Genomic DNA, 25394 nt, shown 5'->3' with positions numbered 1-25394 from the left:
ACCTATTTTAGGCCGGAGCCGGTCACTTCAAGAGCGTGAGGAGATCCTGGGGCGATGCGATGCATGCATCGGCGCCCCAGCCGTCGACCTGCGGTGTTCCGCCGAGGTAGCCGTACGTGGCGGCGACGCTGGGCATGCCTGCCGCACGGGCGGCCACGATGTCGCGCTCGTCGTCGCCGACATAGATGCATCGCCGCGGCTCGATGCCCAGCTGGCGCGCGGCTTCCAGCAGCGGCGCCGGATGCGGCTTGCTGTGCGGCGTGCTGTCGCCGCCCACGATGGCGCGGGCCGTGGAGAACAGCGGCATCTCGCGCGTGAGCGGGCCGGTGAAGCGCATCGACTTGTTCGTGACCACGCCCCACTGCAGGGAAAGGCCCACCAGCGCCTCCAGCAGCTGCGGCACACCGGCGAAGGCATGCGTGGTGCGTGTCATCCGCTGCTCGTAGTTGCGGAAGAACTCCTCGCGCAGTTCGGGGAACTCTGGATGATCTGGCGTCATGCCGAAGGCGACCCCCAGCATGCCGCGCGCGCCCGCGCCTGCCATGGGCCGGTAGGCATCCAGCGGCAGCGAGGGCATGCCGCGCTGCGTGCGCATCTGGTCCACGGCCGCGCCGAGGTCCGGCGCACTGTCGATCAAGGTGCCGTCCAGGTCGAACAGCACCGCTTGCACGTTGAGGAACATCAGGCGCCCTTGCGCGTTGCGACGAGGTAGTTGACGGACGTATCGCCGCTCAGCCAGTAGCGACCCGAGAGGGGGCTGTATTGCAGTCCGCGCGTGGTCACCCAGTCCAGGCCGGCCTCGCGGCAGAAAGCCGCCAGTTCGGCGGGGCGGATGAACTTCAGGTACTCGTGCGTGCCACGCGGCAGCAGGTTCAGGAAGTACTCCGCGCCCACGATGGCGAACAGGAACGCCTTGGGATTGCGGTGGATGGTGGAGAAGAACACCATGCCGCCCGGCTTCACGAGTGCCGCGCAGGCGCGCACCACGGACGCGGGGTCGGGCACGTGCTCCAGCATCTCCATGCAGGTGACCACGTCGTAAGTGCCGGGCTGTTCCTCGGCGAGCGTTTCCACGCTGACCTCGCGATAGCTCACGTTGGGCGTGGCCGCTTCGAGCGCGTGCAGTTGCGCGACGCGCAGTGCGCGCGTGGCCAGGTCGATGCCCAGCACCTGCGCTCCCTTGCGGGCCATCGCGTCGGCGAGGATGCCGCCGCCGCAGCCGACGTCGAGCACGCGCTTGCCTTGCAGCGGCGCCATGCCTTCGATCCAGCCGAGCCGCAGCGGGTTGATCTGGTGCAGCGGCCGGAACTCGCTCTCGGTGTCCCACCAGCGGTGCGCGAGTTCCGAGAACTTGGCCAGCTCGGCGGGGTCGGCGTTGACGTTCGGACTGCTCGTGGTCATGACTTCGATTGTCTCGTGCAGCGGCGCCCCAAAGGAAAAGGCCCCGAGGGGCCCTTTCCTGGTCGCCGCGAGGCGATTAGCGGTTGGCGCGCGTGCCGACCACTTCGATCTCCACGCGACGGTTTTTCGCGCGGCCTTCGGCGGTCTTGTTGTCGGCAACCGGCTGCTTCTCGCCCTTGCCTTCGGTGTACACGCGGTTCTTCTCGATGCCCTTGGACACGAGGTAGGACTTGACGGCCTCGGCGCGGCGCACCGACAGCTTCTGGTTGTACGAATCACCACCCACGGAGTCGGTGTGGCCGACGGCGATGATCACTTCCAGGTTGATGTCCTTCACCTTGCCAACCAGGTCGTCCAGCTTGGCGCGGCCCTCGGGCTTCAGGACGGCCTTGTCGAAGTCGAAGAAGGCATCGGCGGCGTACGTGACCTTGGTGGCGGCCGGCGGCTGCGGAGCAGGCGTCGGGGCCGGGGCCGGCGGGGGCGGCGGGGGCGGAGCCTGCACGGCGGGCGCGGGCGGCGGCGGGGGAACCAGGGCGCCATCGCAGCCGGCAGCGGCCGTGGCGGGGGTCCAGGTGGCATCACGCCAGCACAGTTCGTTGGTGCCGTTCTTCCACACCAGTTCGCCGGTGCCGTTCTGAACGTTGTCGATCTTGTTGCCGCCATCCGCTGCCACGGGCTTGGTCGGAGTCGAGACCTGGGCCACGGCAAGGCCGGCGGCGGACGACATCACGGCGGCGAACAGCAGCGTCACGTGGTTCAGTTTCTTCATGGTTCTCCTCTTGAGGGGAAAAAGCCGCAGCCCCGCTGCGTGAAAGCTACGTTTAAGGTGACCATTCACCGAAAGCGTCTCATTGATTGTGCCACATGACCTTACACAATCAATGTGGCCGGTCGGGAGGCCTCCGTAGGACGAAACCGCATCCCCCTGCTTCTGTTGCAAGGTCGCGACATCGCTCCGCGACCGGTAAAATCCCACGTTTCGCGCGCCCGCAAGCTCCTCCCGCATGACCCAATTCGCCAAAGAAACCCTGCCCGTCAGCCTCGAGGAGGAGATGCGCAGGAGCTACCTCGACTACGCCATGAGCGTGATCGTGGGCCGGGCCCTGCCGGACGCCCGCGACGGGCTGAAGCCGGTGCATCGCCGCGTGCTCTACGCGATGCACGAGCTCAATAACGACTGGAACCGGCCGTACAAGAAGTCCGCGCGCATCGTGGGCGACGTCATCGGCAAGTACCACCCGCACGGCGACCAGTCGGTGTACGACACCATCGTGCGGCTGGCGCAGGACTTCTCGATGCGCCACATGCTGGTGGACGGCCAGGGCAACTTCGGCTCCGTCGACGGCGACAACGCGGCGGCCATGCGGTACACCGAAATCCGCCTCGCGAAGATCGCGCACGAGATGCTGGCCGACATCGACAAGGAGACGGTCGATTTCGGTCCCAACTACGACGGCAGCGAAAAGGAACCGCTGGTCCTGCCCAGCAAGCTGCCCAACCTGCTGGTCAACGGCTCCGGCGGCATCGCGGTGGGCATGGCCACCAACATCCCGCCGCACAACCTCAACGAGGTCGTCGATGCCTGCCTGCACCTGCTGAAGAACCCGCAGGCTTCCATCGACGAGTTGATGGAGATCGTGCCGGCGCCGGACTTCCCCACCGCCGGCATCATCTACGGCATCACCGGCGTGAAGGAAGGCTATCGCACCGGCCGCGGCCGCGTGGTGATGCGCGCCAAGTGCCACTTCGAGGACATCGATCGCGGCCAGCGGCAGGCGATCATCGTCGACGAGCTCCCCTACCAGGTCAACAAGAAGACGCTGCAGGAACGGATGGCGGAGCTGGTCAACGAGAAGAAGATCGAAGGCATCAGCCACATCCAGGACGAGAGCGACAAGTCGGGCATGCGCCTCGTCATCGAGCTCAAGCGCGGCGAGGTGCCCGAGGTCGTCCTGAACAACCTCTACAAGCAGACCCAGCTGCAGGACACCTTCGGCATCAACATGGTGGCGCTGGTCGACGGCCAGCCGCGCCTGTGCAACCTGAAGGACCTGGTCGAGGTCTTCCTGCAGCATCGCCGCGAGGTGGTCACGCGCAGGACGGTCTTCAACCTGCGCAAGGCGCGCGAGCGCGGACACGTGCTGGAAGGCCTGGCCGTCGCGCTGGCCAACATCGACGAGTTCATCCGCATCATCCGCGAGTCGCCCACCCCGCCGGTGGCCAAGACCGAGCTGATGTCCCGCAGCTGGGACAGTGCCCTCGTGCGCGAGATGCTCACGCGTGCGAAGGCAGACGGCAGCGTCATCAACGCCGACGACTACCGGCCCGAGGGGCTGGACCGCTCGTACGGCATGGGCAGCGACGGCCTGTACCGCCTCTCCGACACGCAGGCCCAGGAAATCCTGCAGATGCGCCTGCAGCGCCTGACCGGCCTGGAGCAGGACAAGATCGTCGCCGAGTACAAGGAAGTGATGGCCGAGATCGACGACCTGCTCGACATCCTGGCCAGGCCCGAGCGCGTGTCCACCATCATCGGCGAGGAACTCACGGCGCTGAAGCAGGAGTTCGGCCAGACCAAGCTGGGCGCGCGCCGCAGCGTCGTCGAGCACAACGCGCAGGACCTCGCCACTGAGGACCTGATCACGCCCACCGACATGGTGGTGACGCTCTCGCACCTAGGCTACGTCAAGAGCCAGCCGCTGTCGGAGTACCGCGCGCAGAAGCGCGGCGGCCGCGGCAAGCAGGCCACCGCGACGAAGGAAGACGACTGGGTCGACCAGCTGTTCATCGCGAACACGCACGACTGGATGCTGTGCTTCTCCAACCGCGGCCGGCTCTACTGGCTGAAGGTCTGGGAAGTGCCGGCGGGCTCGCGCGGGTCGCGCGGCCGCCCGATCGTCAACATGTTCCCGCTGGCCGAGGGCGAGAAGATCAACGTGGTGCTGCCGCTCACCGGCGAGTTCCGCAGCTTCCCGGCCGACCACTACGTGTTCATGGCCACGTCCATGGGCACCGTCAAGAAGACCACGCTCGACGAATTCAGCAACCCGCGCAAGGCCGGCATCATCGCCGTCGACCTCGACGAGGGTGACTTCCTCATCGGCGCGGCCCTCACCGACGGCAAGCACGACGTGATGCTGTTCTCCGACGGCGGCAAGGCGGTGCGCTTCGACGAGAACGACGTGCGTCCGATGGGCCGTGCGGCACGCGGCGTCCGCGGCATGACCCTCGAGGAAGGCCAGAGCGTCATCGCGATGCTGGTGGCCGAGGACGAGCAGCAGAGCGTGCTGACGGCCACGCAGAACGGCTACGGCAAGCGCACGCCCATCGGCGAGTACACCCGCCACGGCCGCGGCACCAAGGGGATGATCGCCATCCAGCAGAGCGAGCGCAACGGCAAGGTCGTCGCCGCCACGCTGGTGCATGCCGACGACGAGATCATGCTGATCACCGACAAGGGCGTGCTCGTGCGCACCCGCGTCGGCGAGATCCGCGAGCTCGGTCGCGCCACCCAGGGCGTCACCCTGATCGGGCTCGACGAAGGCTCGAAGCTCAGCGGGCTGCAGCGCATCGTGGAGAACGACGCCCAGGCTGCCGAGGGCGACGCGATCGACGCAGCCAATGGCACTGGCGACAACGGCGCGGGCGAAGCCTGATCCCCATGGCGCGGGACCTGGGCCAGCTTCGCACCGAGATCGACGCGGTCGACCGTGACCTGCTCGCGCTGCTGAACCGGCGTGCGGCGCTCGCCAACGAGGTCGGCGACATCAAGCGGGCCGAGGGCTCGCCGGTGTTCCGCCCCGAGCGCGAAGCCGCCGTCATCAACGGCCTGCAGGCGCGCAACGGCGGTCCGCTGAAGGCGGAGAACGTCGCCACCATCTGGCGCGAGATCATGTCCGCCTGCCGCGCCCTCGAGGCGCCGCAGCGCGTCGCCTACCTGGGACCAGCCGGCACGTTCAGCGAGCAGGCTTCGGTGCAGTTCTTCGGCTCCAGCATCGAACACGTGCCGTGCGTCAGCTTCGACGAGGTGTTCCAGGCCGCCACGGCCGGCACCGCCGACTTCGGCGTCGTCCCGGTGGAGAACAGCACGGAAGGCGTGGTCACGCGCTCCCTCGACCTGCTGCTGCAATCGCCGCTGCACATCGTCGGCGAGATCAGCCTCCTGGTGCGCCACCACCTTCTGCGCAAGGAGCGTTCGCTCGACGGCATCCAGGCCGTGCTGGCGCATCCGCAGGCCCTGGCGCAGTGCCAGGGCTGGCTGGCCAAGCACCTGCCCGACGTCGAGCGGCGCGCCGTGTCCAGCAACGCCGAGGGCGCCCGCCTCGCTGCCACCAATCCCGCGTGGGCCGCCATCGCCGGCGAACGGGCCGGCAGCGAATTCGGGCTGCACATCGCCGCCCATGCGATCCAGGACGACGCGTTCAACCGCACCCGCTTCGCCGTCGTCTGCCTGCCGCAGACGCTGGCGGCGCCCCAGGCCTCGGGCAAGGACTGCGTGAGCCTGGTCGTCTCGGTCCCCAACCGGCCCGGCGCCGTGCACGACATCCTGGTGCCGCTCAAGCAGCACGGCGTGTCGATGACGCGGTTCGAGTCGCGTCCCGCGCGTTCGGGCCAGTGGGAGTACTTCTTCTTCATCGACGTGCAGGGGCACCCCTCGCAGCCGCACGTCGCCGCGGCCCTGGCCGACCTGCGGAGCCTTTGCGCCTTCTACAAGTTGCTGGGCACCTATCCCGCAGGCGATTGACATGACAACGGAGCCCCGGATGTTCGAGCAGTTGGGCCTCATCGGCTGTGGCCTGATGGGCGGATCGTTTGCACTGGCGCTCAAGCGCGCCGGCTTGGTGAAGCGCATCGTCGGCTACAGCAAGTCGCCGTCGACGACCGAGCGCGCGCGGCAGATGGGCGTCATCGACGTCGAGGCGCCGTCGGCCCTGCTGGCCGTGTCCGGCGCCGACATCGTGCTGCTCGCCGTTCCGGTGGCGGCCACCGAGGCGACGCTCAAGGCCATCCGCCACCTGGTCAGCAAGGACATGCTGATCATGGACGTCGGGTCGACCAAGCGCGACGTGATCGATGCGGCGCGCCGCGTGCTGCGCGACACCGTCGGCTCGTTCGTGCCCTGCCATCCCATCGCCGGCAAGGAAGCCTCCGGCGTGGAGAACGCCGACCCGAACCTCTACGCAGGCTCGCAGGTCATCGTCACGCCGATCGAGCGCACGCAACCCGCGCAACTCGGTCGCGCCGTGCAGGTCTGGGAAGCGCTGGGCTGCAACGTGGTGCAGATGGCGCCCGAGGCGCACGACTCGGCCTTCGCGGCGGTCAGCCACCTGCCGCACCTGATCGCGTTCGCGCTGGTCAACGGCATCGCGGCGCAGTCCGGGTCCGAGGACTTCCTGTCGCTGGCCGGTCCGGGCTTTCGCGACTTCACGCGCATCGCCGCCAGCGAGCCCAAGATGTGGCGCGACATCCTGCTGGCCAACAAGCAGGAACTGCTCGCCCAGTCGGAGATCTTCCAGCGCACGCTCAAGGCGATGGAAGCCATGATCGAGGCCGGCAACGGCGATGCGCTGGAAGGCTTCATCACCCAGGCCAGCGGCCTGCGCGCCAACTGGCGCATGGGGCCGAAGAAGAACTGAGGCCGCGATGTACGACACCGCCTTCCTCGACATTCCCGCGCTCGAGGCGGCCGGCGGTGAAGTCACGCTGCCCGGCTCCAAGAGCATCTCCAACCGCGTGCTGCTGCTGGCGGCCCTGTGCGACGGGCCGACGCTCGTGCACGACCTGCTGGACTCGGACGACACGCGCGTGATGCTCGACGCCCTGCGCGCGCTCGGGTGCGGCGTGCGGCCGGTCGGCAAGGCCGTCGAGATCACCGGATTCGGAAGCCGCGGTCCCGTCCGCCAGGCGCGCCTGTTCCTCGGCAACGCAGGCACCGCAATGCGCCCGCTCACCGCGGCCCTCGCCGTCCTCGGCGGCGACTTTGAACTGAGCGGCGTTCCGCGCATGCACGAGCGACCCATCGGCGATCTCGTCGACGCGCTGCGCCAGCTCGGCTGCCATGTCGACTACCTCGGCCAGCCCGGCTTTCCGCCGCTTCGCATCGGGCCTGCCACTGTGTCCGCCGCACAGCCCATCACCGTGCGGGGCGACGTCTCCAGCCAGTTCCTCACCGCCCTGCTGCTCGCGCTGCCGCTGGTGGCCACGCAGGACGTCGCCATCGAGGTGGCGGGAGAACTGATCTCCAGGCCGTATGTGGACATCACGCTCAACCTCCTCGCCCGCTTCGGCGTGCAGGTGCGGCGCGACGGCTGGCAGCGCTTCACCATTCCCGCCGGCAGCCGCTATCGCTCGCCCGGCGACGTGCACGTCGAAGCGGACGCGTCCTCCGCCAGCTACTTCGTGGCGCTGGGCGCGATCGCGCAGGGGCCCGGGGTCCGCATCCAGGGCGTCGGCGAGCACTCGATCCAGGGCGACATCCGCTTCCTCGACGCCGCCCGGCAGATGGGCGCCGACATCAGCAGCGGCCCGAACTGGGTGCTGGTCAAGCGCGGGGCCTGGCCCTTGCGTGCCGTCGACCTGGACTGCAACCACATCCCCGACGCGGCGATGACGCTCGCCGTGATGGCGCTCTACGCGGACGGTCCCACCACGCTGCGCAACATCGCCAGCTGGCGCGTGAAGGAAACGGACCGCCTGGCCGCGATGGCCACCGAGCTGCGCAAGCTGGGCGCACAGGTCGACGAAGGCGTCGACTTCCTGCGCGTCACGCCACCCACGGCGTGGACCGCCGCGAGCATCCACACCTACGACGACCACCGCATCGCGATGTGCTTCGCGCTGGCGGCCTTCAATCCGCAGGGCGTGCCGGTGCGCATCGAGGACCCCAAGTGCGTGGCCAAGACCTTCCCCGACTTCTTCGAGACGCTGTTCGGCGCCTCGCAGGTGCCGGCCCCGCGCATCCCCGTCATCTGCGTGGACGGTCCCACGGCGTCGGGCAAGGGCACGCTGGCCGCCGAGACCGCCCACAGGCTGGGCTACCACTACCTCGACTCGGGCGCGCTGTACCGCATCACCGCGCTGGCCGCCACCCGTGCCGGTCTGGCGCTGGACGAGGCGCACGAGCACACGATCGCAAAGCTCGCGCACGGACTGCAGATCCGCTTCATCGGCGGCCGCGTGCTGCTGGATGGCGACGACGTCACCGATGCCATCCGCACCGAGCGCGCCGGCATGAACGCCTCGCGCGTGTCGGCCCTCCCGGTCGTGCGCACCGCGCTGGTCGACCTGCAGCAGGGCTTCCGGCGCCTGCCTGGCCTGGTGGCCGATGGCCGCGACATGGGCACGGTGATCTTCCCCGGCGCGCCCCTCAAGGTGTTCCTCACCGCCAGCGCCGCGCGCAGGGCCGAGAGGCGGCATAACCAATTGATCGCAAAGGGGATTCCCGTTACAATCGATGTTCTTCGCGCCGACTTGGAAGCGCGCGACGCCCGCGATTCGAATCGCGCCGTCGCACCGCTGAAGCCGGCGCAGGATGCCCTCCTGCTGGACAACTCGGAGCTATCGGTCGAAGACTCGGTGGCACGTGTCCTGGCCTGGTGGGAGGAGAAGCAGCCGTTCGGATCCGTCCGCCCGGCTGGCGGTTGAGGAAGCTGCGCCAACGCAGCGGACGCGCCGCACAGGCCCGCATGGCCCCCCTCGCGCAGCAAGCGCACTGGCCATGCGGATCGTCAACGAACCGCGGCGCAAGCCGCAACGAAGCAGCCGTCCCAGCCATAGAAACAGCGGCAATGGTGCCGCTGGAAACCTGAGCGACGTGCAAGGAACCTGAATGTCTGAATCTTTTGCCGCCCTGTTTGAGGAATCGCTGACCCGCTCGGAAATGCGCGCCGGCGAGGTGATCACCGCCGAGGTGGTCCGCATCGAGCACAACTTCGTCGTCGTCAACGCCGGACTGAAGTCCGAGGCGTACGTGCCGATCGACGAATTCAAGAACGACAAGGGCGAAGTCGAAGTCCAGGTCGGCGACTTCGTCTCCGTGGCCATCGACGCCATCGAGAACGGGTACGGCGACACCATCCTGTCGCGCGACAAGGCCAAGCGCCTCGCGTCCTGGATGGCCCTGGAGAAGGCGCTCGAGTCGGGCGAGTTCGTCACCGGCACCACCAGCGGCAAGGTCAAGGGCGGTCTCACCGTGCTGGTCAACGGCATCCGCGCCTTCCTGCCCGGTTCGCTGATCGACACGCGTCCGATCAAGGACCTCACGCCGTACGAGAACAAGACCCTGGAATTCAAGGTCATCAAGCTCGACCGCAAGCGCAACAACGTGGTGCTCAGCCGCCGTGCGGTGGTCGAGGCCTCGATGGGCGAAGAGCGCGCCAAGCTGATGGAGACCCTGAAGGAAGGCTCCGTCGTCCGCGGCGTCGTCAAGAACATCACCGAGTACGGCGCGTTCGTCGACCTCGGCGGCATCGACGGCCTGCTGCACATCACCGACATGGCCTGGCGCCGCGTGCGCCACCCGTCCGAGGTGGTGCAGGCCGGCCAGGAGATCACGGCCAAGATCCTCAAGTTCGACACCGAGAAGAACCGCGTGTCCCTGGGCCTCAAGCAGATGGGCGACGACCCGTGGATGGGCGTTTCGCGCCGCTATCCGCAGGGCACCCGCATGTTCGGCAAGGTCACCAACATCGCCGACTACGGCGCGTTCGTGGAACTCGAGCCCGGCATCGAAGGCCTGGTGCACGTGTCCGAGATGGACTGGACCAACAAGAACGTGGCTCCCTCCAAGATCGTCTCGCTGGGCGACGAGGTGGAAGTCATGGTCCTGGAGATCGACGAGGACAAGCGCCGCATCAGCCTGGGCATGAAGCAGTGCAAGGCCAACCCGTGGCAGGAGTTCGCGCAGAACACCAAGCGTGGCGACCGCGTCAAGGGCCCCATCAAGTCGATCACCGACTTCGGCGTGTTCGTCGGCCTGGCTGCCGGCATCGACGGCCTGGTGCACCTGTCCGACCTGTCCTGGAACGAGCCCGGCGAGACCGCCGTGCGCAACTACAAGAAGGGCCAGGAAGTCGAGGCGATCGTGCTGGCCGTCGACGTCGACCGCGAGCGCATCAGCCTGGGCATCAAGCAGCTGGATGGCGACCCGTTCGCCACGTTCACCTCGGTGCACGACAAGGGCTCCGTGGTCAGCGGCAAGGTCAAGACCGTCGACCCGAAGGGCGCCGAGATCGACCTGGGCAACGAGATCATGGGCTACCTGCGTGCCTCCGAGATCAGCCGCGACCGCGTGGAGGATGCGCGCAACGTGCTCAAGGAAGGCGACGAGGTCAACGTGATGGTGGTCAACATCGATCGCAAGACCCGCAACATCCAGCTCTCGATCAAGGCCAAGGACATGGCCGACGAGCAGGGCGCGATGGCCAACCTGTCCCAGCAGTCCAGCCGCGAGAACGCCGGCACGACCAACCTGGGCGCGCTGCTGAAGGCGAAGCTGGAGAAGTAAGCCGAAGGACACGGCTGGCCTTGGTCCGCCGTGTCTTCGTCCGCTATGACCCGCAGCGACCTCGTCGAAGAACTGGCGGCCCGCTTCAGCCAGCTCACCCACCGCGATGCCGAGTACGCCGTCAAGGCCATCCTCGACGCGATGGGCGAGGCCCTGGTGCGCGGCCACCGCATCGAGATCCGCGGCTTCGGCAGCTTCTCCATCAACCGGCGCCCGCCGCGCCTGGGCCGCAACCCGCGGTCCGGCGAGAGCGTGCAGATCCCCGAAAAGCGCGTCCCCCACTTCAAGCCGGGCAAGGCCCTGCGCGAGGCGGTGGACCAGCGCACGGCCGAGATGGAACGTGGCTGAGCCATGCCGACTTTAGAATTGCGCCGGGACCGAGGAGCGCAATGAAATACGTCATGTGGCTGCTCAAGGCAGCCATTTTTTTTACCCTGTTCGCCTTCGCGCTGAACAACCAGCAGCCGGTCACGGTGCACTTCTTCTTCGGCACGTCCTGGACCGGTCCGCTGGTCCTGGTGGTCCTGGCCACGTTCGCGGTCGGCCTCGCCGTCGGGGCGCTGGGCATGGTGCCGCGCTGGTGGCGGCATCGCGCGGCCGCGGCGCGCCATGCGCCGCTCACCGAGACGCCGGGGCCGGATACGCATGGACTTTGACCTCAGCTGGCTCCTCTGGGGCCTGCCGATCGCTTTCGTGCTCGGCTGGGTCGCGTCGCGCCTGGACCTGCGTCAGCTGCGCATCGAGAACCGCCAGGCGCCCAAGGCCTATTTCCGCGGCCTGAACTTCCTGCTCAACGAGCAGCAGGACCAGGCCATCGACGCCTTCATCGAGGCCGTGCGCGGCGACCCCGACACGTCCGAGCTGCACTTCGCGCTGGGCAACCTGTTCCGCCGCCGCGGCGAGTACGAACGCGCGGTGCGCGTGCACGAGCACCTGCTCTCCCGCGGCGATCTGAGCCGCGCCGAGCGGCACCGTGCCCAGCACGCGCTCGCGCTCGACTTCCTCAAGGCCGGCCTGCTGGACCGCGCCGAGGAAGCGCTGCGCAAGCTGGAAGGCACCGCCTACGAAGGCCAAGCGCTGCTGGCGCTGCTGGCCATCTACGAACGCTCGCGCGACTGGGTGCAGGCCACGGAGGTCTCGCGCAAGCTCGACGCCTCGGGCCAGGGCAACTTCAGCACGCGGCGATCGCACTTCCTCTGCGAGATGGCCGCGCTGGCCAGCGGCGACGAAGCCGACCGCCTGCTGCGCGAAGCGGCGCAGACCGCGCCGGATGCACCGCGGCCGCCGATGGAAATGGCCGCACTGAAGCGCAAGGCCGGTGATGCGGGCCAGGCCATGGACATGCTGGTGAAGCTGGCCGGCAGCACGCCGTCCGCGATCCCCCTGCTCGCACGTCCCCTCGCCCAGGACGCCCTCGCTTGCGGCCGCCAGGCCGAGGCGCTGGCCGTGCTGCAGGCCAACTACGACCAGTCGCCCTCGCTCGACGTGCTGGACGCCATCGCGAGCCTGCAGACGCCCGAAGAGGCCCGCGCCTCGTACGTGCGCCACGTCGAACGCGAGTCCTCGCTCGTGGCGGCCACGCGCTGGCTCGCCGGCGAGAAATTCGAGCATGAGGATCGGCATCCGCCCGTGCAGCGCGCCCTGGAGCAGGCCACGCGTCCGCTGCTGCGCTACCGCTGCGCGGCCTGCGGCTTCGAGTCCAAACTGCATTTCTGGCAATGTCCCGGCTGCCAGACCTGGGACAGCTACCCGCCCCGGCGGGTCGAAGAACTCTGATGAACCATCCAACCAAGGACCAGCTCGCCCGCGCCCGCGTGCTCGTGGTGGGCGACGCGATGCTCGACCGCTACTGGCACGGCGCCGTCGAACGCATCTCGCCCGAGGCGCCGGTGCCCGTCGTGAAGGTCAGCCGCGAGGAGGAGCGCATCGGCGCCGCCGCCAACGTGGCCTACAACGTCGCCACGCTCGGCGCACAGGCGACCTTCCTCGGCGTCGTCGGCGACGACGAGGCCGGCCACAAGCTCGAGTCGCTGCTGCGCCAGACCGGCATCGCCACGCACCTGAAGCGCGACCCTGGCCTGAAGACCACGGTGAAGCTGCGTGTCATCGGCCGGCAGCAGCAACTGCTGCGCATGGACTTCGAGAACGAGCCCGACCACGAGGTGCTCGCGGCCCAGAGCGAAGCCTTCGCGCAGCTCGCGCCTTCGCAGGGCGCGGTGCTGTTCTCCGACTACGGCAAGGGCGGCCTCGCCCACATCCCGGCCATGATCGCCAGCGCCCGCGCGGCCGGGAAGGTCGTGCTTGTCGATCCCAAGGGCTCCGACTACACCCGCTATCGCGGTGCCAGCGTGATCACGCCCAACCGCGCCGAGCTGCAGGACGTGGTGGGCCGCTGGAGCGGCGAGGACGAGCTTCGCACGAAGGCGCAGAACCTGCGCGAGCAGCTGGGCCTGCAGGCGATCCTGGTCACGCGCAGCGAGGAAGGCATGACGCTGTTCGACCAGAACGGCCAGCTGCACGTGAGCGCGCAGGCGCGCGAGGTCTTCGACGTCACCGGCGCCGGCGACACCGTCATCGCCACGCTGGCCGCGATGGCCGCCGCCGGCCTGCCGCTGCGCGAAGGCGTGCCCATCGCCAACCGTGCCGGCGGCATCGTGGTGGGCAAGTTTGGCACCGCCACCGTTTCGTACGAGGAGTTGTTCGCATGACGCGAGTCGTCGTCACCGGGGCCGCGGGCTTCATCGGATCCAACATCGTCAAGGGCCTCAACGCCCGGGGCATCGACGACATCATCTGCGTCGACGACCTCACGCAGGGCGACAAGTTCAGGAACCTCGCGGACCTGCGCATCGCCGACTACGTCGACGCCGACCTGTTCTACGACGCCTTCGCCGACGGCCACTTCGGCCAGGTCGACGCGGTGTTCCACGAGGGCGCCTGCAGCGACACGATGGAGACCGACGGCAAGTACATGATGGACAACAACTACACGTTGTCCTGCGGCCTGTTCCGCGCCTGCCAGGAGCGCGGCGCGCGCCTGCTGTACGCCTCCTCGGCCGCGACCTACGGCGGCTCGGCCAGCTTCATCGAGTCGCCCGAGTTCGAGAAGCCGCTGAACGTCTACGGCTGGTCCAAGCTGCTCTTCGACCAGCGCCTGCGCCGCGAAATCGGCAACGACTTTGCCGGTGCATCGCACCAGGTCGTGGGCTTCCGCTACTTCAACGTCTACGGCCCGCGCGAGCAGCACAAGGGCCGCATGGCCAGCGTCGCGTTCCACCAGTTCAACCAGTTCCGTGCCGAAGGCAAGGTCAAGCTCTTCGGCGAGTACGGCGGCTACGGCCCCGGCCAGCAGGAGCGCGACTTCGTGTTCGTCGACGATGTGGTGGCCGTGAACCTGTGGTTCTTCGACCATCCCGACAAGCGCGGCCTGTTCAACCTCGGCAGCGGGCGCGCACAGCCCTTCAACGACGTCGCCACCAGCGTCATCTCGGCATTGACGGGCAAGACGCACACCGCCGCGTCCGCGTCGGCGGCGGGCCTGCTGCAGTACATCCCGTTCCCGGATGCGCTGCGCGGCAAGTACCAGTGCCACACGCTGGCCGACCTCACGGCCCTGCGCCGCACCGGTTGCAACCACGTGTTCGCGGATGTGCAGGCCGGGGTCGCGAAGTACATGGCCTGGCTCAGCAGCCAGGGCTAGGGAAACCACTGCACCGTCAACGGCGCGCTCCGACGGGCCGTTAGGGAGTCTCCATCCCCGTCAAGGAGACGCGCATGTTCAAGAAGATCCTGGCCATCCTGGCCTTCCTGATGTCCGCCGCAGTGGCCATGGCCGCGGTCGACGCCAACAAGGCCTCGGAGGCCGAGCTCGACAGCGTGAAGGGCATCGGCCCCGGCACCAGCAAGCAGATCGTCACCGAGCGCAAGAAGGGCGACTTCAAGAGCTGGGATGACTTCATCGCCCGCGTGAAGGGCGTGGGCGAGAAGCGCGCCACCAACCTGTCCGATGCCGGCCTCACCGTGGGCGGCAAGCCGTACACCCACACCACCGCTGCGACCAAGGCCGACGACAAGAACGCCAAGGCCGACACGAAGGCTGAATCCAAGGCCGCCAAGACCGAAGCCAAGGCGGACGCCAAGGCCATGAAGGCCGAAGCGAAGGCCGACAAGGAATCGGCAAAGGCCGGTGCCAAGGCCGAGAAGGCCAAGATCGACGCCAAGGAAGCCAAGGCCGAAGCCGCTGCCGACGCCAAGGCCGACAAGGCCAACGCCAAGAAGTAAGCCGCCAACCCCGGTATCCCAGGAGACCCGCTTCGGCGGGTCTCCTGCTTTCAGCGGCCAGCCAGCGCGATGGCGTCCGTGAGACCCGGGTCGATGCCCGCCTGCGCGAGCAGCGTGGTCACCTGCCCACGGTGGTGGGCCTGGTGGTTGAAGAAGTGCGTCAGCGCCTGCCACATCGGGTGCTCGCGCGCGACGCCCTTCGTGTTCGCATAGCGCATGGTGCGCAGCGGCCAGTCCGTCGGCATCTCCAGGGTCCAGGCCTCGATGGCCACATCGAGCGACGAGCGATCCGAGCGCAACGCCGACCACTCGTCGTGCAGCACCGTCGCATGCACTGCGCCCGGCGGCACGGCGAGCAGTCCCGAAGGCAACGAGGCGAAAGTTGTCCCCTGCGCCGCGAAGCGTGCAAGCCACAGCTTGTCGCCCCAGACCAGGTGATTCAGCGTGCCGTGGACCGAGCCGAAGAACGCACCGCGATCGCGCCGGCGCTCCTCGTCCGGGAGCGCTTCGCACGCGTCGTACAGCCGCTCGTTGAACCAGCGGTTGTACCGGGCGAGCCAGCGGTAGTTGGCCAGGAACGCTTCGTGCATGTCGGTCGGCATGCCGCGCATTGTCCCTAGCCCTCGCCGACACCATGCTGAGCGAGAATCGCGCGACCGCGCGCCGCGCGGCTGGAGGAGTGGACAAGGGTGATGCGACGCTTCCTGGACTTCCTGTACGACGCGAGTGCCTGGCTGGCGGCGCTGTCGATGATTGGCGTGCTGGTGATGGTGCTGCTGTCGATCGCCGGCCGCCAGTTGAGCTTCAACGTGCCGGGCACCGACGCCTATGCCGGCTACGCGATGGCCGCTTCCGGGTTCCTCGCACTGGCCCACACCCTCAAGCGCAACGAGCACATCCGGGTCACGCTCATTCTCGGACGGTTCGTGGGCCGCGCGCGCCACGGGCTGGAGATGTGGGCGCTGACGGCTGCGGTGCTGCTCGCCGGCCTGTTCGCGTTCTACTCGGTGCGGCTCGCCTGGGTGTCCTGGTCCATCCACGACATCTCCACCAGCAACGACGCCACGCCGCTGTGGATCCCGCAGGTCTCGATGGCGGTCGGCACGCTGGTGCTGCTCGTTGCGTTCCTCGACGAATGGGTGCTGGAGCTGCGTGGCCGGCGCCAGGTGATCGAGTCGGCGGAGGCCCTGCACAATGAATGACGTCGTCACCACCACCCTGCTGATCGTCTGCCTGTTCGCGCTGCTGGGCAGCGGCGTCTGGATCGGCCTCACGCTCGCCGGCGTGGCGTGGATCGGCATGGAGCTGTTCTCGTCGCGACCCGCGGGCGACGCGATGGCGGTCACCGTGTGGGGCTCGGCGTCCAGCTGGACCCTCACCGCCCTGCCCCTCTTCATCTGGATGGGCGAAATCCTGTTCCGCACCAAGCTCAGCGAAAGCATGTTCCGCGGCCTCGCGCCGTGGGTGGGGCGCCTGCCGGGACGGCTGCTGCATACCAACGTCATCGGCTGCACGATCTTCGCGGCCGTCTCGGGATCCTCCGCCGCGACGTGCGCCACCATCGGCAAGATGACGCTGCCCGAACTGGGACGGCGCGGCTATCCCGAGGACATCACCATCGGCTCGCTCGCGGGCGCGGGCACGCTGGGCCTGCTGATCCCGCCGTCGATCATCATGATCGTCTACGGCGTCTCGGCGGACGTCTCCATCGCGCACCTGTTCGTGGCGGGCATCGTCCCCGGCATCCTGCTCGCCGGGATGTTCTCGGGGTATCTCGGCGTGTGGTCGGCGATGAACCGGCACCGCGTGCCGGAACCGGATGCGCCGCAGCCTTTCCTGCGCAAGCTGCACGAATCGCGGCACCTGATCCCGGTCGTGCTGCTGATCGGCGCGGTGCTCGGCTCGATCTACAGCGGTGTCGCGACCGCCACGGAAGCGGCCGCGGTCGGCGTGGTCGGCTCGCTGCTGCTGTCGGCCGCGCAGCGCTCGCTGTCCTGGACCACGTTCCGTGAGTCGCTGCTCGGGGCCACGCGCCTGTACTGCATGATCGCGCTGATCCTCGCGGGCGCCGCCTTCCTCACGCTGGCCATGGGCTACATCGGCCTGCCGCGCCACCTGGCCGAATTCGTCAGCTCGCTCGGACTGTCGCCGTTCATGCTGGTGATCGCGCTCTCGGTCTTCTACATCATCCTCGGCTGCTTCCTGGACGGCATCTCGATGGTGGTGCTCACCATGGGCGTGATCCTGCCCACGGTGCAGGCGGCCGGCATCGACCTGGTGTGGTTCGGCATCTTCATCGTCATCGTCGTCGAGATGGCGCAGATCACGCCGCCGGTGGGCTTCAACCTGTTCGTGCTGCAAGGCATGACCGGCAAGGAGATCACCTGGATCGCGCGCGTGACCATGCCGTTCTTCTTCCTGATGTGCGCGATGGTGCTGCTCCTGTGGTGGGTGCCGCAGATCGCCACCTGGCTTCCTTCGCACATGTGACCTCCGGGACCGGCCACCGCAGGCCGCTGCGGGTTACACCGCATCGGCTGGCCCGGCTTTTGCACGTATCCTGCCCCCGGCCAGCACGCCTTCCATCCGGAGCCCCATGAACCTCAAACACGCCTTCGGCGCCGCCCTCGTGGCGCTTTCCGCCAGTGCCATGTCCCAGACCAAGTGGGACCTGCCTTCCGGCTATCCCGCCTCCAATTTCCACACCGAGAACCTCGAGCAGTTCGCCAAGGACGTCGACAAGGCCACGGGTGGCAAGCTCAAGATCACCGTGCATGCGAACGCGGCCCTCTTCAAGGCGCCGGAGATCAAGCGCGCGGTGCAGGGCGGCCAGGCCCAGATCGGCGAGATCCTGCTGGTGAACTACCAGAACGAATGGCAGCTGTTTGGGGCCGACGGCGTGCCGTTCCTCGCCGACAGCTACGACGCCGCGATGAAGCTGTACAGGGCCCAGAAGCCGTTCCTCGACAAGAAGCTCGGCGAGCAGGGAATGATGCTGCTGTACTCGGTGGCCTGGCCGCCGCAGGGCATCTTCACCAAGCGCACGCTCAATTCGGCCGCCGACATGAAGGGCCTGAAGTGGCGCGCCTACAGCCCGGCCACCGCGCGCATCGCGGAACTGGTGGGCGCGCAGCCCGTCACCGTGCAGCAGGCCGAACTGTCGCAGGCGATGGCCACCGGCGTCATCGACTCGTACATGTCGTCGGGCTCCACCGGCTTCGACACCAAGACCTACGAGTACATCAAGAACTTCTACGACACCCAGGCCTGGCTGCCGAAGAACGCGGTGATCGTCAACAAGGCGGCCTTCGCCGCGCTCGACAAGCCGACGCAGGAGGCGCTGCTCAAGGCCGGCGCCGAGGCCGAGTCGCGCGGCTGGGCCGCGAGCAGGAAGGCCAACACCGGCACGCTGGAGAAGCTCAAGGCCAACGGCATGCAGATCCTCACGCCGCCGCCGCAGCTGAAGGCCGACATGAAGAAGGTCGGCGACACGATGCTGAAGGACTGGCTCGACAAGGCCGTCCCGAAGGGCAGCAGCTGGTCGACGCGTACCGGAAGATGTGACGCGCCTGGCGTCCCGGTGAATGAAAGCGCCGCCTTTGCGGCGCTTTTTTCATGGCGCGAGCAGGCTCGGGCTCAGATGCCCAGCAGCTTCTTGGCTTCGCCGAGCGAGGCCATCGACTCGTCGTGCTTGCCGGCCTTGTGCTGGGCCTCGCCTTCGGCGCGCAGCTTCGCCACCTTGTCCGCCGTCTCCTTCGAGAGCGCGGGATGGGTGGCCAGCTTGGCGTCGATGGCCTTCATCTCGTTCGGGCAGTTGTGGGCCCACGCGGCGCCGCTGAGGCAGAGGCCGAGGACCAGGACGAGCTTGCGCATGGAAGTCTCCTTGGTAGTGGAGCGGCGAAGCTTGCGCCGCCCGCCGCGCAAGTCAATCGGCGCCGACCCGCCGCAGCGCCTGCTCAGCTTTCGCGCACGGCGCACACAAGCGTGCCGGGATCGTTCTCCTTCACACCGCGCTGGTTCTTGGCCGCGGCCACGTCCATGTCGCGCGGCAGCGTGACGCCGTTCTTCACCGCCAGGATCTCGGCCATGACGCTCACCGCGATCTCCGGCGGCGTCTTGCTGCCCACGTAGATGCCGATCGGGCCGCGCAACCGCGCCAGCGATGCCTCGGTCTGGCCGAAGTGCTCGATCAACCGCTGGCGGCGCGCGTCGTTGTTGCGGCGGCTGCCGATCGCACCGACATAGAACGCCTCGGTCTGCAGCGCCTCCAGCAGCGCCAGGTCGTCGAGCTTGGGGTCGTGCGTCAGTGCCACCACGCAGCTGCGCCGGTCCGGGTTGAAGGCCAGCACCACGTCGTCGGGCATGTCGCTCACCAGCGTGGCACCGGGCACGTTGAAGGCACCGCGGTACTCCTCGCGCGGATCGCACACGGTCACCGCGAACCCGCTGAAGAGGGCCATGGTGGCGAGGTACTCGGTGAGCTGCCCTGCGCCGATCAGCAGCATGCGGTACTCGGGGCCGAACGTGTTGGTCATGCGGCCCTCGTCGATCAGCAGTTCCGACGGCGCGTCGGCCGCCTCGAGCGTGACGGCGCCATCGGCCAGCCGCACGCTGCGACGCACCAGCACGCCGGCTTCCAGCCGCGACACCAGGTCGGCCAGGCTGGCCGCATCGGGGTCGTGTTCCAGCAGCAGTTCCAGCGTGCCGCCGCAAGGCAGGCCGAAGCGATGCGCCTCGTCGGCCGTGACGCCGTACTTCGCCAGCGACGGAGGCCCCGAAGGCATGCTCCTGGCCTCGCCCTTGTCCGCGTATGCCTGCGTGTAGCGGAAGATGAGGTCGTCCTCGATGCAGCCGCCGGAGACGGAGCCCACCACGGCACCGTCCTCGGCCAGCGCCATGATCGAGCCGACCGGCCGCGGCGATGATCCCCAGGTGCGCACGACGGTGGCCAGCAGCGCGCGCTTGCCCGCCTGGCGCCAGTCGCGCAGGGTCCGCAGCACCATCACGTCGAGGTTTTCCATCGCGCCTTCCCCTGCCGTGGTTGTGTCAGAAGGTGTAGGCCGCCGTCACGCCGCCCAGCCAGTTGCGGCCCGGGGCGGTCTCGAAGAAGCGGCCGTTGCCTTCGTTGACGATGACCGAACCGGCATAGCGCCGGTCCGCCACATTGTCGACGCGCACGAATTCCCGCAGCGTCCAGCGGCCCACCGCCTGCTGCAGGCTGGCGCGCAGGGCGAACACGGTGGCCGCAGCGGCGGCGTCGGTATTGCGGTCGTCGACCATGATCCTGCCGGTGTGCCGCATCTCGGCCGCGAGGCCCAGGCCGCTGGGACGGTGCTGCCACGCGAGTTCGGCGAACAGCATCGTCTTCGGGATGCCGGGGATGCGATTGCCTGCGTCCACGGTCACCGTCGGCGTGCCGCAGGGTGGCGCACCGCACGTGAGGAACGCATTGCGGTAGGTGGCGTCCAGCACGGTCGCCGCGACCTGCGCCGACCAGCCCTGGCCCCAGCTGCCGTTGAGCGCCGCCTCGACGCCGCGGCGCAGCGTGGTGCCGGCATTCTGGAACGTGCTGCGTCCACCCGTGTTGCTCAGCACGACGAGTTCGTCGGAGGTGCGCGCTTCGAAGAAGGCCAGGGTCCCGCGCCAGTGCTGAGCCAGCTCGGCCTTGGCGCCCAGCTCCCACTGCCGGCTGGTGGCCGGGCGCAGCCCGAAGTTCAGGCCCGGACCGCTCAGGCGGTACGACAGCTCGTTGAAGGTGGGCGTCTCGAACCCACGGCCTGCCGACGCATACAGGTTCAGCGTGTCCGTCGCATGGAACACCACGCCGAGCACGGGCGTCGTCGCCCGGTACTGCGTCGACCCGCTGTCGTTGCCGTTGGCACCGACGATGAAGTGGTCCTGCGAATCGAAGCGCACGTCGGAGTGCCGCAGGCCGGCGGTGAGGCTGAACCGGTCCAGCGACCACACGGCCTGCAGGTATTCGTCGAGGGTGCGCAGGCGGTTGTCCTCGTCGCGGCGCAGGGCGCCCTCGACGCCCAGGACCTGCGACGGGCCCGTGCCGATGAAGTTCTGCCAGCCTTGCCGGTGTTCGTCCATGCGCTCGGTGGTCGCACCCGCCGTGACGCTCAGCGGATGGCCGAGCAGCTTCGTGCGGGCGGTCCACTGCGCATCGAGGCCCTCGTAGCGGCGCTCCAGGCCGATGACGCCGCCGGGATGCGTGATCGGGGTCTGCGTCGGGGTGACCGGGATCGCCTGGAACTGCACCGTCTCGCGCTTGCCGGTCCAGCCCGTGACCTTGAACGAGTTCACCGCATCGAGGCGGTGGTCGAGAACGACGCCGCCCTGGGTCTGGTCGACCGACTTGCGCGTGTTGAACTGCAGCGCCGCGGGGCTGGCCTGCCGGGGATCGGCGTTGAACTCTGCACGCGTCAGGCCCAGCGGATCCTGCGCATCGGGCAGGCGCACGCTGTTGAGGACGACCGTCACCTTGGTGTCGTCGCTCGCGTTGTATTTCAGCTTGGCGTTGAGGCCATCGCGCGTAGCGGCGCTGTGCCCGCGATAGCCGTCCGTGTCGAAGTGCGTGACGCTGATGTTGTACTGCACCTTGCCTTCCTGTCCCGACAGCCGCACCGCATGCCGCTGCGTGCCGTAGCTGCCGAACGCAGTGGAAAACTCGGCGACGGTCTTCGGCCCGCCGTCGGCGGTGAACAGGCTGATCACGCCCCCCGAGGCATTGCCGTACAGCGCGGAGAACGGCCCGCGCAGCACTTCGATGCGCTCGGCCGAATTCAGGTCGAAGTGCGACACTTGGCCCTGCCCGTCGGGCGCGGTGGCCGGAATGCCGTCGGTGTACAGGCGCAGGCCGCGCACGCCGAAGGTGGACCGCGCGCCGTAGCCGCGCGAGGAGATCTGGATGTCCTGCGCGTAGTTCTGCCGATTGAGCGCGGTGAGGCCCGGGGCACGCACCAGCGACTCCGACAGGTTCACGCCGAGCTGGCCGTCGCGCAGCTGCTCGCCGCCGATGACGTCGACCGACACCGGCGTGTCGAACGCCTTCTGCGCCACACCGGGCATCGGCGACGTCACCACGACAGGTGGCAGCGTCTGTTCGGCGGCCGTCGGTTGCTGCGCCAGCACCGGCGCACAGGCGGCCGCGGCGGCCACTGCGATCAAGCTTCTCTTCATGGTCCCCTCCTGCTGATGTGAACTGTCATCAGTGTCACCGATCCCATTCGTAGCGCAGGCCCGCCAGCAACAGGCGTGGCGCCGCGGGTGCAATGAACCGCGCGGCCAGCGGCTCCTCGCCGGGCCGCAGCGCACGACCGGACCGGGAACAGGTCGACGTTGCCGGCGGCGAAGGTGGCATAGCGGCGGTCGAACACGTTGTGCACGCGCAGGTAGGCCTGCCAGCGCTCGCTGAACTGCCAGCGCACGCGCGCGTGCAGCACGGCGAAGCCCGGCAGGTGTCCCAGCCCGGGCCGGCTGCCGCCCTCGTTGCCGGCGACGGCCTGCGAGGCGGCGGCCTGCCAATCGGCACCGATGGTCCAACGCGGCGCAAAGCGCCAGTCGGCCGCGAGCTTGAGTACGTGGCGCGGCAAGCCCGCGATCGGGCTGCCCCGCGTCACCTGGTTCGGCTGCGCACCCGTGCTGAGCGGACCGGGCAGCACGAGGCCGCTGCGGTACGTGGCGTCCAGGAAGGTGTAGCCGGCCTGCCAGTCCCAGGCGCCGCGATGCTGCTGCGCCGCGAGCTCCACGCCCTGGCGCTGCGTGCGATCGACGTTGGTGAAGTAGCCCGCCTGCGACACGCCCGAGCGGACGAAGACGATGTCGTCCTGGCTGGACGTGCGGAACACCGCGCCGGACCATTGCAGGCTGCCGAGGCGCACACGGGCGCCCGCCTCCAGTGTGCGAGCGACCACCTGCTTCAGGGCGGGATCGGATTGCAGACCGGTGGGCAGCACGCAGGGATGGGCCGCATCGGCGCAGCCCAGTTCCAGCGCGGTCGGCACGCGCGTGCCCTGCGACGCGCTGCCGAACAGCGTGACGCTTTCGCCCAGCACCTGCGTGAGGCCGAGCGCGGGATTGAGCTTGCCGTAGCGGAACGTCTCGCGCGTGAGCGGCGCCGGCTGGCCCAGGTCGTTGCGCACCTGCGTGCCGTCCCAGCGCGCGGAGAGGCTCAGGTGCGTCCCTTCGCGCAGCGCCACGGTGTCGGCTGCGAACAGGCCGACACGCCGGGTGCGGCCTTGCAGCGAGACGTCATGGGTCTCGCCGGCTCCGAGATCGGCGATGGCCTCTCGCATCGCATCGAAGGCTGCCGGCCGCGAGAACTGGTCGTGCGACACCCGCGCGGCCGCCGCATCCGCACCGACCGCGACGTCGTGCGTGCCGACGCGACGGCTCCACTGCAACGCCGCACCCGTTTCCTGCTGGCGCGACCGGCTGCGGTTGAACACCGCCGACTGGCTCACGTAGCCCGGGTCGGTGGGATCGCTGCACGGCGGCGTCATGGCATTGCCGACGCAACTGCCCAGCCATTCGCGCCAGTCCTCGGCGATGTCGCCGGTGCTGGCATCGCGGCGGCCGCGGCGATGCCAGCCCTGCAGCGTCAGGCGACTGCCGCCCGCGACCACGCGGGTGTCCTGCACCGTGAGCAGCGTCTCGTGGTTGCGCGTGATGTCCGGCGTCGTGTACACGGCGCGCTGGTCGATCGCCGAGAGGCTCTCATTCAGGAGGCCGTTGCCGGTGAGGCGGCTGCCCGCATCGAGCAGCGACACGGTCCAGCCGTCCTGCCCCTGCTGGCGTCCCGCCTTGATGAACACGTTGCCCAGCCGACCCGGCGAGCGATCGCGCCAGCCGCGTTCCTCGAACGCGCTGGCGGCCACGTAAGCGTGCCAGCCGCCGTCCCACTGCTGTCCATGGCCGACCTCGATGCGCCGCCGGCCCGCGCTGCCCACCGAGAAGTCCGCCTCGGTCCCGGCATGCGTGAGGCCCGACTTGGTCGTGAGGACCAGCGCGCCGCCGAGCGTGTTCAGGCCGTACAGCGGATTGGAGCCGGGCACGAGGGCGAGGCCCGCGATCGCGCCCTCCGGCAGCAGGTCCCATTGCGCGACGTCGCCGAACGGCTGGTTGATGCGCACGCCATCCAGCCAGAGCGACAGGCCCTGCGCCGTGCCGAGCAGCGGCGAGAGGCGCTGGCCCCGGTAGTTCACGTCGACCTGGTAGGGGCTGCCCTGCACTTCGTTGACGTTGACGCCGAGCAGCCGCCGGTTCATGAACTCGGGCAGCGTGCCTGCACCGGCCCGCTCGATGGCGCCGTCGGTGGCCTGCTGGGCGTGGCCGGGATAGAGCGACGTCGGCACGTCGAGCCCCGGCAGCGGCGTCCGGTGGATCACGTCGACCTGCGGCAGCGCATGCACGCGATCGTCGTCGGGCGTCGCGCTCTGCGCGCGTGCAGCCAGGGCCACGAATGCCGCGGCGCCGAGCGTGATCCAGCGGAATCCGCCAGCCGTCAACGCAGGAGCCACCAGGCAACCGCGGCCACGATCACCGCGCCCACGATCCACATCCACGGCGGCACGCCGGAGTGGGTCGCGGTGGCGGGACCTGCGACCACGCCGGGATCGGGCTGCGCGGAAGCCGAGACCATCGTCGGGTCCGGCTCGCCTGCAGCACGTGCAGAGGCTGATGCAGTGGACCCCGATGCCGTCGACGCAGTCGACGCACTCGACACACCCGTTGCGCCAGCAGCCGCCGCGGGATGCCGCTTCTGCATCTCGGCATCGAAGCGCTTGAAGAACTCCTCCGCCATCGACTTCGCCACGCCGTCGATGAGGCGCTGCCCGACCTGCGCGATGCGGCCGCCGACCTGCGCGTTCACCGTGTACTGCAGCTCGCAGCCCGGATCGCGCGGCTCCAGCCGCACCTTCGCGGTGCCCTTGCCGAAACCGGCGGCACCGCCCTGCCCCTCGAAGCGCAGCGTGTAGCTGGAAGGCGGCTGCACGTCCTCGAGGATGATCTTGCCAGCGAAGCGCGCCGACACCGGGCCGACCTTCACGCCCATGCCGATGGTGTACTGGTTCTCGCCGGTGGCCTCGACCTTGTCGCAGCCCGGGATGCAGGCCTTGAGCACCTCCGGATCGTTCAGCGCCTCCCAGGCCTGCTCACGGCTCGCGGCCAGCGTGCGGCTTCCCTGCATGTCCATGGTCTT

General features: G+C 68.7%; 22 protein-coding genes and 1 pseudogene. 14 read left to right on the top strand and 9 right to left on the bottom strand.

The genetic code is table 11. From position 1 onward, the window contains the following. Positions 1-22: 22 nt before the first annotated feature. The 3 genes from gph to ompA all read right to left on the bottom strand — a co-directional run bounded on the left by gph (position 23) and on the right by ompA (position 2170). The gene (gph, locus tag ACPWT1_RS11180) at positions 23-682 is read right to left on the bottom strand and encodes a phosphoglycolate phosphatase (RefSeq protein WP_427915434.1); all 660 of its coding nucleotides are present in this window, start codon (positions 680-682) and stop codon (positions 23-25) included. Continuing rightward, on the bottom strand, positions 682-1401 hold the full coding sequence (gene ubiG / locus ACPWT1_RS11175; protein ID WP_427915433.1) for a bifunctional 2-polyprenyl-6-hydroxyphenol methylase/3-demethylubiquinol 3-O-methyltransferase UbiG: 720 nt from the start codon (positions 1399-1401) through the stop codon (positions 682-684). Before ubiG ends, gph begins: the two co-directional genes overlap by 1 nt. 76 nt (positions 1402-1477) lie before the next feature. Beyond that, on the bottom strand, positions 1478-2170 hold the full coding sequence (gene ompA, locus ACPWT1_RS11170) for an outer membrane protein OmpA (protein ID WP_427915432.1): 693 nt from the start codon (positions 2168-2170) through the stop codon (positions 1478-1480). Between the two features lie 235 nt (positions 2171-2405). On the opposite strand from ompA, the gene gyrA reads away from it, so the two are divergent. The 11 genes from gyrA (at position 2406) to ACPWT1_RS11115 (ending at position 15187) form a co-directional block, all read left to right on the top strand. After that, positions 2406-5057 carry a DNA gyrase subunit A gene (gyrA, locus tag ACPWT1_RS11165; protein ID WP_427915431.1) on the top strand — a complete coding sequence of 884 codons (2652 nt, stop codon included), beginning with the start codon at positions 2406-2408 and terminating at the stop codon, positions 5055-5057. Between the two features lie 5 nt (positions 5058-5062). Continuing rightward, positions 5063-6145, top strand: a complete 1083-nt coding sequence (pheA, locus tag ACPWT1_RS11160; RefSeq protein WP_427915430.1) for a prephenate dehydratase — start codon at positions 5063-5065, stop codon at positions 6143-6145. Positions 6146-6164: 19 nt separating this feature from the next. Further along, positions 6165-7037, top strand: a complete 873-nt coding sequence (locus tag ACPWT1_RS11155) for a prephenate dehydrogenase (protein WP_427915544.1) — start codon at positions 6165-6167, stop codon at positions 7035-7037. A 7-nt stretch (positions 7038-7044) separates the two neighbouring features. Next, positions 7045-9045 carry a bifunctional 3-phosphoshikimate 1-carboxyvinyltransferase/cytidylate kinase gene (locus ACPWT1_RS11150; RefSeq protein WP_427915429.1) on the top strand — a complete coding sequence of 667 codons (2001 nt, stop codon included), beginning with the start codon at positions 7045-7047 and terminating at the stop codon, positions 9043-9045. 184 nt (positions 9046-9229) lie between these two features. Further along, on the top strand, positions 9230-10906 hold the full coding sequence (gene rpsA / locus ACPWT1_RS11145; RefSeq protein WP_427915428.1) for a 30S ribosomal protein S1: 1677 nt from the start codon (positions 9230-9232) through the stop codon (positions 10904-10906). A gap of 30 nt (positions 10907-10936) precedes the next feature. Next, positions 10937-11254, top strand: a complete 318-nt coding sequence (locus tag ACPWT1_RS11140) for an integration host factor subunit beta (protein ID WP_427915427.1) — start codon at positions 10937-10939, stop codon at positions 11252-11254. A gap of 41 nt (positions 11255-11295) precedes the next feature. Next, complete coding sequence (locus ACPWT1_RS11135) at positions 11296-11562, top strand: LapA family protein (RefSeq protein WP_427915426.1); 267 nt, start codon at positions 11296-11298, stop codon at positions 11560-11562. Beyond that, positions 11552-12682 (top strand): lipopolysaccharide assembly protein LapB, encoded by a 1131-nt coding sequence (lapB, locus tag ACPWT1_RS11130; RefSeq protein ID WP_427915425.1) that lies wholly within the window; start codon positions 11552-11554, stop codon positions 12680-12682. The genes ACPWT1_RS11135 and lapB overlap by 11 nt, the downstream gene beginning before the upstream one ends. Beyond that, complete coding sequence (rfaE1, locus tag ACPWT1_RS11125) at positions 12682-13614, top strand: D-glycero-beta-D-manno-heptose-7-phosphate kinase (RefSeq protein ID WP_427915424.1); 933 nt, start codon at positions 12682-12684, stop codon at positions 13612-13614. Before lapB ends, rfaE1 begins: the two co-directional genes overlap by 1 nt. After that, the gene (gene rfaD / locus ACPWT1_RS11120) at positions 13611-14606 is read left to right on the top strand and encodes an ADP-glyceromanno-heptose 6-epimerase (RefSeq protein WP_427915423.1); all 996 of its coding nucleotides are present in this window, start codon (positions 13611-13613) and stop codon (positions 14604-14606) included. Before rfaE1 ends, rfaD begins: the two co-directional genes overlap by 4 nt. Before the next feature lie 74 nt (positions 14607-14680). Beyond that, on the top strand, positions 14681-15187 hold the full coding sequence (locus ACPWT1_RS11115) for a ComEA family DNA-binding protein (protein ID WP_427915422.1): 507 nt from the start codon (positions 14681-14683) through the stop codon (positions 15185-15187). A 50-nt stretch (positions 15188-15237) separates the two neighbouring features. Here the strand turns inward: ACPWT1_RS11115 and ACPWT1_RS11110 are convergent, their stop codons facing one another. Then, positions 15238-15789, bottom strand: coding sequence for a DinB family protein (locus ACPWT1_RS11110; protein WP_427915421.1), 552 nt, complete (start codon positions 15787-15789; stop codon positions 15238-15240). A 90-nt stretch (positions 15790-15879) separates the two neighbouring features. Here ACPWT1_RS11110 and ACPWT1_RS11105 point away from each other — a divergent pair, with 90 nt between their 5' ends. The 3 genes and pseudogenes from ACPWT1_RS11105 to ACPWT1_RS11095 all read left to right on the top strand — a co-directional run bounded on the left by ACPWT1_RS11105 (position 15880) and on the right by ACPWT1_RS11095 (position 18751). Beyond that, positions 15880-16389, top strand: a complete 510-nt coding sequence (locus ACPWT1_RS11105; protein ID WP_427915420.1) for a TRAP transporter small permease — start codon at positions 15880-15882, stop codon at positions 16387-16389. After that, positions 16382-17677, top strand: coding sequence for a TRAP transporter large permease (locus tag ACPWT1_RS11100; RefSeq protein ID WP_427915419.1), 1296 nt, complete (start codon positions 16382-16384; stop codon positions 17675-17677). Before ACPWT1_RS11105 ends, ACPWT1_RS11100 begins: the two co-directional genes overlap by 8 nt. A gap of 106 nt (positions 17678-17783) precedes the next feature. Then, positions 17784-18751: pseudogene (locus tag ACPWT1_RS11095) on the top strand (TRAP transporter substrate-binding protein). A gap of 72 nt (positions 18752-18823) precedes the next feature. Here the strand turns inward: ACPWT1_RS11095 and ACPWT1_RS11090 are convergent. The 5 genes from ACPWT1_RS11090 to ACPWT1_RS11070 form a co-directional block, all read right to left on the bottom strand. Continuing rightward, positions 18824-19060 carry a hypothetical protein gene (locus ACPWT1_RS11090; protein WP_427915418.1) on the bottom strand — a complete coding sequence of 79 codons (237 nt, stop codon included), beginning with the start codon at positions 19058-19060 and terminating at the stop codon, positions 18824-18826. A gap of 83 nt (positions 19061-19143) precedes the next feature. Further along, entirely contained in the window at positions 19144-20208 is a 1065-nt protein-coding gene (locus ACPWT1_RS11085) for an XdhC family protein (protein ID WP_427915417.1), read from the bottom strand. Between the two features lie 25 nt (positions 20209-20233). Further along, a complete protein-coding gene (locus tag ACPWT1_RS11080) occupies positions 20234-22372 on the bottom strand; it encodes a TonB-dependent receptor family protein (protein WP_427915416.1) in 2139 nt (712 codons plus the stop codon). After that, on the bottom strand, positions 22369-24699 hold the full coding sequence (locus ACPWT1_RS11075) for a TonB-dependent receptor (protein WP_427915415.1): 2331 nt from the start codon (positions 24697-24699) through the stop codon (positions 22369-22371). The genes ACPWT1_RS11080 and ACPWT1_RS11075 overlap by 4 nt, the downstream gene beginning before the upstream one ends. Continuing rightward, a complete protein-coding gene (locus ACPWT1_RS11070) occupies positions 24696-25388 on the bottom strand; it encodes a CoxG family protein (protein WP_427915414.1) in 693 nt (230 codons plus the stop codon). Before ACPWT1_RS11070 ends, ACPWT1_RS11075 begins: the two co-directional genes overlap by 4 nt. Positions 25389-25394 lie beyond the last annotated feature (6 nt).

Origin of the sequence: Ramlibacter sp. MMS24-I3-19, from assembly GCF_050320135.1 — a bacterium.
Classification (GTDB): Bacteria; Pseudomonadota; Gammaproteobacteria; order Burkholderiales; family Burkholderiaceae_C; genus Ramlibacter.
The sequence above is the reverse complement of the archived record's forward strand: the minus strand, read 5'-3'. Positions and strand labels throughout refer to the sequence as shown.